This is a genomic window from Vicinamibacterales bacterium, from assembly GCA_036504215.1.
GTDB lineage: Bacteria > Acidobacteriota > Vicinamibacteria > Vicinamibacterales > Fen-181 > FEN-299.
Window position 1 is genome coordinate 108,622 of the sequence record DASXVO010000056.1, and the last position, 13,813, is coordinate 122,434.

A 13,813-nucleotide genomic window follows, 5' to 3' on the forward strand; every position below is an offset into this window, starting at 1 on the left:
CCCCGCGCCGGGCCCCTGCCCGTCCGCCGTTGGCGGTTGGCTTCTCACTTCTCCCTTCTCACTTCACCGTTCTGCGCTACCATGCCTGGTCCGGCTCGGTGATCCCCTATGGCCATGGTCGCGCTGCTGTGCCTCTACGGCACCTTCCTGTGGATTGGCGTCGTCGCGGCCCGGAGAGCGCGGGGCGGGGCGTGGAGCGATCTCCTCGTCGCGGGCCGTGCCATGCCACTGTGGCTCGCCGTCTTCACGATGACCGCGACGTGGGTGGACGGCGGCTACCTGCTCGGCACGGTCGAAGGGACCTTCAAGTCGGGACTCGCTCTGGGCGCGCAGGGCGGCCTCTGCTTCGGTGTGAGCCTGGTGCTCGGCGGCTTGTTCTTCGCCCGCCGGATGCGCCACTTCCGCTTCACCACGCTGATCGATCCGTTCGAAGCGCGCTTCGGCAAGCGCTGGGCTGTCGTCCTGTTGATCCCGGCGCTGCTCGGTGAGGTGTTCTGGAGCGCCGAACTGCTCGTGGCGATCGGATCGACGCTTGGCGTGATGATGGGCCTGACCCTGACGACGGCGATCCTGCTGTCCGCGATCGTGGTGACGCTCTACACGATGCTGGGCGGGATGTGGTCGGTCGCCTATACCGATGCGTTCCAGTTGGCCCTGGTGGCGCTCGGTCTCGTCGTCGCGGTGCCGTTCGTCTTCGCCGCCGCGGGCGGGATGGCGCATGCGTGGCAGACCTACGCGGCCGCACGGCCGTCGGGTGTCGGCCTCCTGCCGCCGCTTCGGGCGGCCGGCACATGGAGCACGCCGTCCATCATCAACTGGTGGGATGTCAGCGCGATGCTGATGCTCGGCGGGATTCCGTGGAACTGCTACTTCCAGCGGGTGCTCTCCTGCCAGACGCCGGCCAAGGCGCAATGGCATTCGATCCTGGCCGGGCTGCTCACGATGGCGTTCACCGTGCCGCCGCTCCTGATCGGCATCGGCGGATTGGGCGTGGCGTGGCCGGCGGACCAACTGGCGCAGATTCAGGCGCAGCCCGCCGAGGCGCTGCCGATGATCCTCCGCTACGTGACGCCCCCCTGGGTCGCGCTGCTCGGGCTTGGCGCGATCATCGGAGCGGTCACCTCGAGCTTCAGTGCATCGATCCTCTCCGCCGCGTCGATGTTCACCTGGAACTGCTGCTATCGGCTCTGGAAGCCCCGGCTCGGCGACGTGCAGTTGACGCGGCTGATCCGCCTGTCGATTGTCGCGCTGGGCGTGCTGGCCACCGTGCTTGCGCTGGATGTCCGGAGCGTGCAGACGCTCTGGTTCTTCACGAGCGACCTGATCTTCGTGCTGCTGTTCCCGCAGCTGGTCTTTGCGCTGTTCGATTCCCGCGTGAACCGCATCGGATCGATCGTCGCGTTCTCGGTGTCGCTGGTCCTGCGCCTGGGCGGTGGCGAGCCGCTGTTCGGCGTCCCGCCGCTGATTCACTACCCCGAACTCCTGGCGCGGTTCATCCCGGGCTCGGCGGCGAGCTGGTACGACCCGGCCGACGGATCGCTGCTCTTTCCCTTCAAGACGATGGCGGCGGCGACGGGCGTCGTGCTTCTGCCTGTCGTGTCGCGGCTGACGGGGCGCTGGGACGCGCCCCGCCCGCTGCGCAACGTGGAGGCGGCATGACACGCGCCCGCGTCCTCGCCTGGTGTGTGCACGCCTACACGGCGCTCGGCCTCGTGTGTGCGGCAGGTATCGCCGTACTCATCGTCGGGGGCGGCGACGCGGCGTTGCGCGCGGCATTCCTGGTCATGATGCTGGCGACGGCGATCGATGCCACCGACGGGTGGCTGGCTCGCCGTTTTCGCGTGAAGGAGGTCCTGCCCGGATTCGACGGCCGCCGCCTCGACGACCTGATCGACTTCCAGACCTACACGTGCCTGCCACTGCTCCTGCTGTGGCGCGCGGGCGTCCTCGGCGCCGCGAGCCCGTTGTGGATGCTCGTGCCCCTGGTCGCAAGCGCGTACGGCTTCTGCCAGGTCGAGGCGAAGACCGACGACAATTACTTTCTCGGATTTCCGTCGTACTGGAACATCGTGGCGCTGTATCTCTACCTGATCCGGCCGCCCGAGGCGTGGGTCGTCGTCGTGCTCGTTGGACTCGCCATCCTGACCTTCGCGCCGGCTCGCTACCTGTATCCATCGCACGCAGGTCCGCTCAGCACCGTCACGAATGTCCTCGCGTTGATCTGGGCTGTCGCGCTCGTCGTCATCGTCTGGCGCGGGCAAGCCGCGCCGTCCTGGCTGGTGCTCGTCTCGCTCGCGTTTCCGGCCTACTACATGCTGGCGTCGTGGACGGTCTCCGTTCGCCACTGGCGTGGTAGACTTTCTCCCTGACTCTCAACTTGACGCTCTGGGCTCTCGACTCTGGGCTCCAGGCGCCGCGCTCTCGACCGACGGCTCGTGGTTTCGACTGGCACTCCGTGGCCTCCGACTGACGCCCCGTGGCCTCGGGCTGGTACTCCGTGATGTCCGACTTCTGACTCCCGTGGCTGACCTCGCAAACGCTGCCGAACGTGTCCTTCCGCACAACCTCGAGGCCGAGCGATCGGTGCTCGGCGCGATCCTGATCCAGAACGACGCCTACAACCTGGCGGCCGAACTGCTGGTGCCGGAGGACTTCTACCGCGACGCGCACCGCCGGATCTTCGACAAGATCATCGCGCTCTCGGAACGCGGGGCCGCGGTGGACTTCGTCACGCTCAAGGAAGAGCTGGCACGCGCCGGTGATCTCGACGCCGTGGGCGGACCGGCGTACGTCGCGTCGCTCGTCGATGGCGTGCCGCGCGCGACCAACGTCGAGCACTACGCGAAGATCGTCAAGGAGAAGTCCGTCCTGCGGAACCTGATCTCCGCGGCCAACACCATCGTGGTCGATGCGTACGAGGCCGACCAGGACGCCGCCGAGATCCTCGACCGCGCCGAGCAGTCGATCTTCCGCATTGCCGAAGGGCGCATCCGTTCGGGGTTCGTGTCGCTCTACGACATCGCACAGGACAGTGTCGAGGCCATCCAGAAGGCCCACGAAGAGAAGCAGCTCATCACCGGCGTCCCGACGGGATTCGAGGAACTCGACAACCTCACGTCGGGCTTCCAGAAGGGCGACCTCATCATCGTCGCGGCACGGCCGTCGATGGGCAAGACCAGCCTCGCGCTCAACATCGCGCAGCACGTCGGCACGAAGGTCAAGAAGACGGTTGGCGTGTTCAGTCTCGAGATGTCGAAGGAGCAGCTCTTCCTGCGCATGTTGTCGTCCGAGGCCCAGATCGACGGCCACCGGCTGCGCACCGGGTTTCTGCGGACCGACGACTGGGAGATGCTGACGCACGCCCTCGGCGTGCTGGGCGAGGCCAAGGTGTTCATCGACGACACCCCGTCGATTGGCGTGCTCGAGATGCGCGCCAAGGCACGGCGCCTCGCGGCCGAACACGGCCTGCACCTCCTGGTGATCGACTACATTCAGCTGATGCAGGGGCGGGGCCGCTTCGACAACCGCACTCAGGAACTGGGCGCCATCTCGCGTTCACTCAAAGGCCTGGCCAAGGAGTTGAGCGTTCCCGTCGTCGTGCTGTCGCAGTTGAGCCGCGCGCCGGAGGCGCGCTCCGACCACCGGCCTCTGCTCTCCGACCTCCGCGAATCGGGCGCCCTCGAGCAGGACGCCGACGTCGTATTGCTCATCTACCGCGAGGATGCCTACAACCGGGAAGCGGAGACGCAGGGCGTCGCGGAGATCATCATCGCGAAGCAGCGCAACGGCCCAACCGATACCGTGAAGCTCGCCTTCATCCGCGAACGCACGCGCTTCGAGAACCTCGCGCCCGGAGCCTAGCGATGAAGGATGAACGCTGACGGCTGAAGATCGTACAATCCCCCCGTGGTCCGCTGCACCGTCGCCCACGTCAATCTTGCCGCGCTTCAGGCCAACTACCGCGCCATCGAAGCCTTCCTCGACAGCCGAACGTCGCCGGAACGCCGTTCGCCGAACATCGTCGCCGTCGTCAAGGCGAACGCGTACGGCCACGGCGCGCGCCATGTCGCCCAGGCGCTCGAGCAGGCGGGCGCGACGATGCTGGCGTGCGCGGACGTCGAGGAGGGGATCGTCCTGCGGCAGGCTGGCGTGAAAGGGCGGATCCTGGTGTTCGGCGCCCTGAGCGTGAGCGACCTGGCGGGCCTGTTCGAGCACGACCTCACGCCGACCTGTTCGACGCCGGCCGCAGGACGCGCGCTGCAGGCGGCCGCGGCGGCGCGGAATCGTCGCCTGCGCTATCACCTGAAGATCGACACCGGCATGAACCGGCTCGGGTTCCGCCACGACAATCTTCAACGCACGCTGCCGGAGTTGTTTGCGAGCCCCAACCTCGATCTGGCCGCCGTCTACACCCATTTTGCGACGGCCGACGATCCGCTCGATCCGCTGTTCGACACGCAGCGCCGGCGCTTCGACGAGGCGATCGGGCGCCTCGACGCGATGGGCGTGCACCCACCTGCCCGCCACGCGGCCAATAGCGCCGCGCTCGTTCGCGATCCGCGCACGTGGTTCGACTTCGTCAGGCCCGGCATCCTGCTCTATGGCGTCGCGCCGTTCGGCACCGGGCTTCCGGTAACGCTGCGGCCGGTGCTTTCGCTTCGCAGCCGTATCGTCGCCGTGAAGAATGTGCGGGCGGGGGAGAGCGTCGGCTACGGCGGCCGCTTCGTGCCCGACACGCCGCGGCTCGTCGCCACCGTCCCGGCCGGCTACGCGGACGGGCTCGATACGCGGCTGGGCGGTCGCGGCCACGTGCTGGTGGCCGGCCGTCGGGCGCCGATAGTCGGCGCCGTATCGATGGACATGCTCGCGGTCGACGTGACCGGACTGCCGGCAGAGCCGGGCGACGAGGTCGTGTTCCTCGGAAGCCAGGGACACGACGAGATCACCGTCCGCGAGATGGCTGACGCGATCGGCACGATCCCGTACGAAATCCTGTGCCGCATCGGCGCACGGATCGAGCGGATATATGATGGGACGGACTGAGACAGGAGCCAGGAGCCAGAATTCAGAAGTGAGAATTCAGAAGTGAGCCGCGAGAACCCAGCAGGAAAAGCGCCGTCCCGGTAGGGGCGTAGCAGGCTGCGCCCGGGCCCGAAGATGAAAGACAAGAAATCGGTGTTCGTCTGCCAGGAGTGCGGGGCGCAGGCGCCCAAGTGGATGGGGCGCTGCGCCGACTGCGGAGCCTGGAACTCGCTCGTCGAGGAGCGCGTGCAGGAACCGGTGGCCCCAGGGGCCGAGGCAATCGGCGCGTCCCGCTACGCGTTGGCGAACAGGGGTGGCGCACGGCTGTACGCCGACATCCAGATGGCCGACGCGCCGCGGCTGCCGACCGGCATCGAGGAGTTCGACCGCGTGCTCGGCGGCGGCATCGTGCCCGGCTCACTGGTGCTGCTCGGCGGTGAGCCCGGCATCGGCAAGTCCACGCTCCTGCTGCAGGTGGCCGCCTCGTTCGCCAGGCGCGTGGGACCCGTGCTGTACAGCTCGGGCGAGGAGTCCGAGCATCAGGTGAAGTCGCGCGGCGAACGGCTGGGTGTCGGTGACGCGCCGCTCTATCTATTGGCTGAAACGTGCCTCGAGCGGATCCTCGAGGAAGCCGGCCGTCTGAAGCCGGCGCTGCTGGTGGTCGACTCGATCCAGACCGTTTTCTCGCTCAAGCTTCAGTCGGCGCCGGGCAGCATCGGACAGGTGCGTGAGGCAGCCACTCAGTTGCTCTTCACCGCGAAGGGCCACAACTTGCCGACGTTCCTCGTCGGCCACGTCACGAAGGAGGGCAGCCTCGCGGGCCCGAAGTCGCTCGAGCACATCGTGGACACGGTCTTGTACTTCGAGGGTGAGCACCATCACGTCCACCGGATCATCCGCGCGGTCAAGAACCGGTTCGGCGAAGTATCGGAACTCGGCGTGTTCGAGATGACAGGGACGGGCCTGCGGCCGGTGCCGAACCCCTCGCAACTCTTCCTTGCCGAGCGGCCCGCCGCGTCGCCCGGATCGGCGGTCGTCTGCTGCATCGAGGGGTCGCGTCCGATCCTGGTCGAAGTCCAGGCCCTCGTCAGCAGCAGCCTCTATGGGAACGCCCGGCGGATGGCGATTGGCGTCGACCAGAACCGCCTGTCGTTGCTGCTGGCGGTGCTCGAGAAACGGGCGGGCCTCAATCTGGTGGGCGAGGACGTGTTCGTCAACGTCGCCGGCGGCATGACCATCGACGAACCGGCCGCCGACCTGGCGGTGGCCTCGGCCATCACCTCGAGCGTCCGCAACCGCCCGGTGCGGCAGAAGACGGCTGTTTTCGGCGAAATTGGCCTGGCTGGCGAGATTCGGGCGGTGACTCAGGCTGCCCGACGTGTGAGAGAAGCTGCACAGATGGGGTTCACTCGCTGTATCCTTCCTAAAGGCAACATCGACCCGCGCGACCTGCCAGGCGGCGACGGGTGTCAACTGGTCGGCGTCGCAGGCGTTGGTGAAGCACTCGACGCGCTCTTCGAGTAGCCGTGTGTCCGACGACGGCGAGTTCGGTCGCCGCCGGCGGGGCGTATTCATCCTGTTGGTAGAAACGCGGGGGGGTCCCCGATGACGTGGTTCATACTCGCGCGTGTGCTGTTCGTCGCGGCGGTCGGCTTCACGGCCGGCCTGCTCCAGCCGTTGGCCAGCCTCGGGCTCGCGGCGGGCGCGACCGTGCTCGTGAACGTCCTGTTCGGGTTGGCGCTCGCCGGCCTGATCATCATCTTCGAACTCCGCCTCAAGGAGGCCCCGGTCACGACGATGCTCGGGGCGCTGCTCGGTGGCGTCGTCGGCCTGGCGATTGCCAAGACGATCGAGGCGGCGCTCGCCTGGGCAGACGCACGCGATGGTCGGGTCGCGTTCCTGCGTAGTCTGATCCTGCTCGTGCTGCCGTACCTCGGCACCGTCATGGGTGCGCGGAAGGGCGAGTGGCTCGAGCCGGCGCGCCTGATCGGCCTGTTCCGCGCGGCGGGTCCGCAGCGGCGCTACAAGGTGCTCGACACGAGCGTCATCATCGACGGCCGGATCGCCGACATCTGCGAGACCGGCTTCATCGACGGTGCGCTCGTCATCCCACAATTCGTCCTGAAAGAACTCCAGTTGGTGGCGGACTCGGCCGACGCGCTCAAGCGCAACCGCGGCCGACGCGGCCTCGACATCCTGCAGAAGATCCAGAAGATGTCGGGCGTCGAAGTGGTGATCTCCGACGTCGACTTCCCGGAGGTCCGCGAAGTGGACCTCAAGCTGATCGAGCTGGCACGCACGCTCCAGGGCAAGATCGTCACGAACGATTTCAACCTCAACAAGGTGGCGCAACTGCGCGGCGTCGAGGTGTTGAACATCAACCAGCTCGCGAACTCGCTCAAACCGGTCGTGCTGCCCGGCGAGATCATGAAGGTCTTCATCCTCAAGGAAGGCAAGGAGTACAACCAGGGCGTGGCCTACCTCGACGACGGGACCATGGTCGTCGTGGACAACGCGCGGAGGATGATCAGCAAGACGATCGACGTGGTGGTGACGAGCGTCCTCCAGACGACCGCGGGCAAGATGATCTTCGGTCGCTACATCGAGAGCATGCCTTCGTCTGCGGTATCGAATCCGCCCTTGCAGCAGGCGGGAGGCGCGCAGGCGGCCACGAACGCGGCCGGCACCGCATCGTCGGTGCCCTCTGGAAACGTCGCGCCGAAGTCAAACGGCCCCGCGCTCGCCGCCGCACCAATGGGTGGGGGAGACAAAGACAGGGCAGCGGAACGGAAGTGATTCCCCCCTTCCACTGGTGGCGCACTGTCTTCTTTCTCATCCCCGCGATCGCGGTGTACTCAATCGTGCTCGGCACGCTGTCGATCGCGTCGAGCCTGTTCGATCGGACGGGATTCTTCGCGCACCGCTGCGCGCGGGCCTGGTCGTGGCTGATTCTGCGGACGACCGGCGTTGAGGTGGAGCTCCACGGATTGGAGCGTCTCTCGCCCGGCACGACGTACATCTTCGTGTCGAACCACCAGAGCATCTACGATATCCCGATCATCTTCTGGAACATTCCCTGGCAACTGCGGATCATCGCCAAGGCGTCGCTCGGGAAGTTCCCGTTCCTGGGGTGGCACCTGAGCCGGACCGGGCACCTGCTCGTCGACCGGAAGAAGCCGGATCCACTGGGGATTCTGAAGCGCTGGAAGAGACTGGTCACGCAGGGCCTGTCCCTCATCGTGTTCCCGGAGGGGACGCGCAGCGCGGACGGGACGGTCGGGCGGTTCAAGGGCGGCAGCTTCCTCCTGGCAATCCAGGCCGGACTTCCGATTGTGCCGCTGTCGGTCAGTGGCAGCCGCCACGTGATGCTGAAGAACCGGCTCATGACGTGCCCCGGGCACGTGCGGCTGGTGGTCCACGACCCGATCCAGACGACGGACCTCGAAGAGACGGCGGCCGGGGCGCGGGACCTCGCGAAGCGGGTCCGCGAGATCGTCCGCGCGGACGTCGACGAACCTGTCCGCTGACCGGACGGGCGAGACGCCTGTCCCGCTCGCGCCCGGGAGCGGCGCCGGCACCCGTTGCATCTGCGTGTCACATGCGCCTATCCCTCTCTCCTGTGCTTTCGTCGGTCGTCACTCTCGCCGCCGTCGCATTCGACGAGGTTGCCGTCGTCGAGCACGAGCCGCGCCTGGACGCGCCTCTCGCCGAAGCCGAGGCGCGGGTGCGGCTCGAGCCGCCGGCCGAACGGGCGGCCGTGCGGGCGATGTACCGCGCGGTCGGCCTCGACCCGACCAGGCGGCGTCCCTCGTCCGAGGCGCTGCTTCGGCGCGTGATGGGCGGCGCGCCGCTGCCTCGCATCAACGCGCTGGTCGACATCTGCAACTGGTGCTCGCTCGAACTGCAGGTGCCCTACGGCCTGTACGACGCGGACAGGATCGAGGGGGACGTCGAGTTGCGGATGGGCGCAGCCGGCGAAGAGTACGCGGGCATCCGGAAGGACGTCGTCCACGTCGAGCGCCGGCTGACACTGGCCGACCGCCTGGGGCCGTTCGGAAACCCTTCCGCCGATTCGGCGCGAAGCATGGTGACCACCGCCACCACGAGGGTGCTGGCCGTCATCTACGCACCCCGCGAGTTGCCGTCCGAATTCGTGCACGCCGCGCTCGCGCTCACCGCGTCGCGCATCACCGAGTTTGGCGGGGGCCGCGAAACCCTCCGACTCGTCATATAATCAAAGGTTGCGCTATGTCTGTCTCCGCGATCATCGCAGCCGGAGGAAGGGGCCGTCGTCTCGGTGCCGACGTGCCGAAGCAACTGCTGTCGATCGGCGGCCGGCCGATGCTCGAGTGGAGCGTGCGGGCGTTCCTCGGTTGCGGGTGCGTGGACGAGGTGGTCGTTGTCGTGCCGCCCGATGTCGCGGAGGATCCGCCGTCGTACCTGCGAGGCGTCGGCGTGAAGGTGGTGGCCGGCGGGCTGCGGCGCCAGGATTCGGTGGCGAACGGCTTCGAGGCCACGTCGCCGGCGAGCGACGTGGTGGTGATCCACGATGCGGCGCGGCCGTTCGTGGACGCTCGGATGATCGCACGGTCGATCGACGCGGCCCGCGAGTCGGGGGCGGCGATCGCCGCGGTCGCGGCTCGCGACACGGTCAAGTGGTCGCCCGCCGGGACCGGCGATGACCGGCGTGTGATCGAACGGACGCTGCCGCGCGAGTCGGTGTTCCTCGCGCAGACGCCGCAGGCGTTCCGGCGCGAGGTGCTCCGCGACGCTGTGGCGTTGGGGCGTCAGGTGGATGCGACCGACGAGGCCGCGCTGGCGGAACGTGCGGGCCACCCGGTCCGGCTGATCGAGGGATCGCCGCGCAACATCAAGGTGACCACGCGCGAGGATCTCGCGATTGCGGAGGCGCTGTTGGACAAGCCGGGTTCGTCGCGGAGCGGGTTGCGGATCGGGTCGGGGTACGACCTGCACCGGCTGGTCGAAGGACGCCCGCTGATCCTCGGCGGCGTGACGATCCCGAGCGATCGTGGCCTCGCCGGGCACTCGGACGCCGACGCCTTGTGCCACGCGATCACCGATGCGGTGCTCGGCGCGGCCGCCGCCGGCGACATCGGCCAGCACTTTCCGGACGCCGACGAGCGGTGGCGCGGCGCGTCCAGCACCGAGTTGTTGCGGCAGGTGGTGGCGCTGGTCGCCGGCCGGGGCTACCGCGTCGTGAACGTCGACGCGACGCTCGTCGTGGAACGGCCCATGCTGGGGCCGTACCGCGCGGCGATGGTCGCGCGGCTCGCCGAGGTGCTCGGGCTGGCGCCCGACGCCGTGAGCGTGAAAGCGAAGACGAACGAGGGCGTCGACGCCGCCGGCCGCGGCGAGGCGATCGCCGTGCACGCGGTCGCGCTGCTCGAACGGGTGCCATGAGGCGTGTTCGCGCTTCCGGGTCTGGACAGACACATGAGAGTACGTTTCGCACCGAGCCCCACCGGTCACCTTCACGTCGGCAATGCCCGCACCGCCCTGTTCAATTGGCTGATGGCGCGGAGCAGCGGCGGGACGTTCATCCTCCGCATCGAGGACACCGACACCGAGCGGTCGACGCGCGAGTCGGAGGAGGCGATCCTCGACGACCTGCGGTGGCTGGGACTCGAGTGGGACGAGGGGCCGGACCATGGTGGGCCGCATGGACCGTATCGCCAGTCGGAGCGCCTGCGCCTCTACAAGTCGTATGCGAGCGAGTTGATTGAGGGCGGCCGCGCCTACCACTGCTTCTGTTCCGCGGAGCGGCTCGAAGCCGAACGTCAGGCGGCGCTCGCGGCCGGGCAGCCGCCGCAGTACTCGGGCGCGTGCCGTCACGTCGCACCCGCGGACGCCCGCGCACGCGTCGATGCCGGTGAGCCCGCGGTCGTGCGTTTCAAGGTCCCCGCCGATCGCGAAGTCGCGTACGAGGACCTGGTGCGCGGCAGAGTGGTCTTTCAGACGAGCGTCATCGGCGACCCGGTGCTCGTCCGGTCCGACGGCATGCCGGCCTACAACTTCGCGGTCGTGATCGACGACGCGCTGATGGAGGTGACCGACGTCGTGCGGGGCGAGGATCACATCTCCAACACGCCCCGGCAGTTGCTGATCTACGAGGCGCTCGGCTTCGCCGCGCCACGATTCGCGCACCTCTCGCTCGTGATGGGGCCCGACCACGCGCCGCTCTCGAAGCGGCACGGCGCGACCTCGGTCGCCGAGTTCCGCGCGAAGGGCTACCTGCCGGAGGCGCTGGTCAACTACCTCGCGCTCATCGGCTGGTCACCGGGCGGCGACGATGAACTGCTGCCGGTCGACGAGCTGGCGCGACGCTTTTCGATCGAGGCGGTCGGGCACAGCGCGGGCGTGTTCGACGAGGAGAAGCTCGCGTGGGTCGACCGCCATTACCTGAGAATGGCCGACCCGGCCCGCGTGACGAGACTCGCACTCGCGTTCTTCCGCAAGGACGGATTCGTCAGCGATCCGCGCGGGGCCGCGCTCGAGTACCTGACTGCCGTCGTGCCGATGGGATCGGGCTCCGTCGATCGTCTCGACGAGATCCCGGCCCGGCTGGCGTTCCTGTTCCGTTTCGATCCGGCACAGGCCCTCGCCAGGCCTGAGGTCGCCGAGGTGCTGGCGCACGACGGAGCACGCGCGGTGATCGAGTCCCTGGCGCGCGAGTTGTCCGGCGCACAGCGGTTGATCGACCGGGAACGCTTCCGTGCGGTGGTCGCCGCGGTGAAGCAGCAAACGGGACAGAAGGCCAAGGGGCTCTTCCACCCGATTCGCGTCGCGCTCACCGGCGAAGCGGGCGGTCCGGAATTGGATGTCGCCGTGCCGGCAATCGACCGCGGCGCCGAATTGCCGATCGATTGCGGGTTGGCGCCGATCCTGGGCTGCCGGGAGCGCGCGGCAGCCTTCGCGGCGGCACTGTCGTGATCATCTACGGCCTGAACCCGGTGATCGAAGCCTTGCGCGCTCGTCGCGTGCGGAGCCTTCGCGTCTCGGCTCGCGCGGACGGGCGCATGCAGGAGGTGCTCCGGCTCGCGGGCACCGCTCGGGTTCCCGTGCAGCACGTGGATGCTGCGGACCTCGATCGCGCCGCCGGCGGCGGCAGGCACCAGGGCGTGGTCGCCGAGATCGACCAGGCCCCGGAGTACGACGTTGGTGAGCTCGTTGCGCAGGCCGCGGCTGTCCCGCTGATCGTGGTGCTCGACGGCGTGGAAGACCCGCACAACTTCGGCGCGATCCTCCGCGTCGCCGATGCGGCGGGTGTCGATGGCGTCGTCCGGCAGACCAGACACGCGGCGGCGCTCGACGGGGCCGCGGCGAAGGCGTCGGCCGGAGCCATCGCGCACGTCAGGATCGCCACGGTGGTCAACATCGCCAGGGCGATCGAGGAACTGAAGGCGGCGCGTGTCTGGACCATCGGGCTGGCGGGGGACGCCGCGGAGCGATATAGTGGATTGGATCTGACCATGCCGACGGCCTTCATCTTGGGGGCCGAGGGCACCGGCCTTCGGCGCCTGGTCAGGGAGAAGTGCGACCACCTCGTGTCGATTCCGATGGGCGGACACGTGGACAGCTTGAACGTGAGCGTCGCCGCGGGGGTCGTGTTGTTCGAGGCGGCGCGACAGCGGGCGGCGGCCGCCCGGCGGCAGGGGTAGGCAACCGGAGGGTCGCGGGTACCGTCCGGGCGGCCTGGAGTGTCGGGCCGGAGGCTCTTGCCAGTTGCCCATTGGCACAGGATGTGCTACATTAAGTCCTTTCGTCTGGCTGGCGTAGCTCAGCCCGGTAGAGCAGCTGATTTGTAATCAGCCGGTCGGGGGTTCAAATCCCTTCGCCAGCTCCATCGGCCTGGCGGGCGATGCGTGTCGGTCGCGAGACGAGCGCCCGCAGGGACGAGACCGACCGACGATGGGGTGGCCCTGGCGCATGGGTACGACGACAGAGGCAATCGGCCGGATGGCCCCCCGCGAGCGAGAGGGTTGGCGAGGTTGCAGAGCGGTCAAATGCAACAGACTGTAAATCTGTCGCCCCAGTGGCTTCGGAGGTTCGAATCCTCCCCTCGCCACCAGCCTTCGCTCGGAGATGCAGGCGGAGGCTGCCACGCCGCACCGGCGCTTCGCGCCGCGTAGGCGGGCAACCGAGAGTGGTTTTCCGGGCTTCGGCCAGGCAGGCAAGACCGGGTCGCGCGGACATCAGCGACCCTCGAACGTCGGAGAGACAGGCGAGATCGCATAGCGAGCGAGTCTCGTCGAAGCGGCGCGAGACGGAGCGTCGCGAGACGGAGCGTCGCGAAGGCGGACCAGTGAGCGGGAGTAACTCAGTGGTAGAGTCACAGCCTTCCAAGCTGTTGGTCGCGGGTTCGATCCCCGTCTCCCGCTCCAGACTTCGCTCGCGAAGCGAGTGAAGTCTGTCCCGCCGAAGCGTTTGCCGCGAGTGACCGGCGAACGCGAAGGCGGACGGAGTATTCGCAGTCCCGTTGCCGATGTAGCTCAGTAGGCAGAGCGCGTCCTTGGTAAGGACGAGGTCACCGGTTCGAGCCCGGTCATCGGCTCCAGTTCAGCCCGTCACGCCGTAGCGGGTGCCGCGTCAGCGGTGCCCGCGAAGGCGGGCGACCGTGAGGATCACGCGCATGGCGAAAGAAAAATTTGACCGCTCGAAACCGCACGTGAACGTTGGGACGATTGGCCACATCGACCACGGCAAGACCACCTTGACGGCGGCGCTGACGAAGGTGGCGGCGGACAAGGGGTGGGCGAAGTATGTGTCGTAT

12 protein-coding genes and 4 tRNA genes are annotated in these 13,813 nt (G+C 68.1%); all 16 read left to right on the forward strand.

Features of this window, described 5'->3' with window-relative positions:
• Window positions 1–108: 108 nt before the first annotated feature.
• Window positions 109–1,659 (forward strand): sodium:solute symporter family protein, encoded by a 1,551-nt coding sequence (locus VGK32_16780; protein ID HEY3383429.1) that lies wholly within the window; start codon window positions 109–111, stop codon window positions 1,657–1,659.
• Window positions 1,656–2,369, forward strand: a complete 714-nt coding sequence (locus tag VGK32_16785) for a CDP-alcohol phosphatidyltransferase family protein (GenBank protein ID HEY3383430.1) — start codon at window positions 1,656–1,658, stop codon at window positions 2,367–2,369. Before VGK32_16780 ends, VGK32_16785 begins: the two co-directional genes overlap by 4 nt.
• A 151-nt stretch (window positions 2,370–2,520) precedes the next feature.
• On the forward strand, window positions 2,521–3,861 hold the full coding sequence (dnaB, locus tag VGK32_16790; protein ID HEY3383431.1) for a replicative DNA helicase: 1,341 nt from the start codon (window positions 2,521–2,523) through the stop codon (window positions 3,859–3,861).
• 45 nt (window positions 3,862–3,906) lie between these two features.
• The gene (gene alr, locus VGK32_16795) at window positions 3,907–5,043 is read left to right on the forward strand and encodes an alanine racemase (protein ID HEY3383432.1); all 1,137 of its coding nucleotides are present in this window, start codon (window positions 3,907–3,909) and stop codon (window positions 5,041–5,043) included.
• Between the two features lie 114 nt (window positions 5,044–5,157).
• Window positions 5,158–6,546, forward strand: coding sequence for a DNA repair protein RadA (gene radA / locus VGK32_16800; GenBank protein HEY3383433.1), 1,389 nt, complete (start codon window positions 5,158–5,160; stop codon window positions 6,544–6,546).
• Window positions 6,547–6,627: 81 nt separating this feature from the next.
• Window positions 6,628–7,818, forward strand: a complete 1,191-nt coding sequence (locus VGK32_16805) for a PIN domain-containing protein (GenBank protein ID HEY3383434.1) — start codon at window positions 6,628–6,630, stop codon at window positions 7,816–7,818.
• Window positions 7,815–8,549: a lysophospholipid acyltransferase family protein gene (locus tag VGK32_16810; GenBank protein ID HEY3383435.1), complete on the forward strand. Its 735-nt coding sequence runs from the start codon at window positions 7,815–7,817 to the stop codon at window positions 8,547–8,549. The genes VGK32_16805 and VGK32_16810 overlap by 4 nt, the downstream gene beginning before the upstream one ends.
• Window positions 8,550–8,620: 71 nt before the next feature.
• Entirely contained in the window at window positions 8,621–9,256 is a 636-nt protein-coding gene (locus tag VGK32_16815) for a phenylalanine--tRNA ligase beta subunit-related protein (protein HEY3383436.1), read from the forward strand.
• Between the two features lie 14 nt (window positions 9,257–9,270).
• Complete coding sequence (gene ispD, locus VGK32_16820) at window positions 9,271–10,443, forward strand: 2-C-methyl-D-erythritol 4-phosphate cytidylyltransferase (protein ID HEY3383437.1); 1,173 nt, start codon at window positions 9,271–9,273, stop codon at window positions 10,441–10,443.
• Window positions 10,444–10,476: 33 nt separating this feature from the next.
• The gene (gene gltX, locus VGK32_16825; GenBank protein HEY3383438.1) at window positions 10,477–11,973 is read left to right on the forward strand and encodes a glutamate--tRNA ligase; all 1,497 of its coding nucleotides are present in this window, start codon (window positions 10,477–10,479) and stop codon (window positions 11,971–11,973) included.
• Window positions 11,970–12,701, forward strand: coding sequence for a 23S rRNA (guanosine(2251)-2'-O)-methyltransferase RlmB (gene rlmB / locus VGK32_16830; GenBank protein HEY3383439.1), 732 nt, complete (start codon window positions 11,970–11,972; stop codon window positions 12,699–12,701). Before gltX ends, rlmB begins: the two co-directional genes overlap by 4 nt.
• A 108-nt stretch (window positions 12,702–12,809) precedes the next feature.
• Window positions 12,810–12,886 (forward strand) — tRNA-Thr (locus VGK32_16835).
• 138 nt (window positions 12,887–13,024) lie between these two features.
• Window positions 13,025–13,111, forward strand: a tRNA-Tyr gene (locus VGK32_16840).
• Window positions 13,112–13,349: 238 nt separating this feature from the next.
• Window positions 13,350–13,424, forward strand: a tRNA-Gly gene (locus tag VGK32_16845).
• A 97-nt stretch (window positions 13,425–13,521) separates the two neighbouring features.
• Window positions 13,522–13,597, forward strand: a tRNA-Thr gene (locus VGK32_16850).
• Window positions 13,598–13,672: 75 nt separating this feature from the next.
• Window positions 13,673–13,813 (forward strand): GTP-binding protein (locus VGK32_16855; protein HEY3383440.1); only part of this gene is annotated, 141 nt, incomplete at its 3' end.

Coding starts and splice junctions, on each gene's coding strand:
- VGK32_16780 (HEY3383429.1), top strand. CDS start 109: ATGGCCATGGTCGCGCTGCTGTGCCTCTACGGCACCTTCCTGTGGATT.
- VGK32_16785 (HEY3383430.1), top strand. CDS start 1,656: ATGACACGCGCCCGCGTCCTCGCCTGGTGTGTGCACGCCTACACGGCG.
- VGK32_16815 (HEY3383436.1), top strand. CDS start 8,621: ATGCGCCTATCCCTCTCTCCTGTGCTTTCGTCGGTCGTCACTCTCGCC.
- ispD (HEY3383437.1), top strand. CDS start 9,271: ATGTCTGTCTCCGCGATCATCGCAGCCGGAGGAAGGGGCCGTCGTCTC.
- VGK32_16805 (HEY3383434.1), top strand. CDS start 6,628: ATGACGTGGTTCATACTCGCGCGTGTGCTGTTCGTCGCGGCGGTCGGC.
- radA (HEY3383433.1), top strand. CDS start 5,158: ATGAAAGACAAGAAATCGGTGTTCGTCTGCCAGGAGTGCGGGGCGCAG.
- gltX (HEY3383438.1), top strand. CDS start 10,477: ATGAGAGTACGTTTCGCACCGAGCCCCACCGGTCACCTTCACGTCGGC.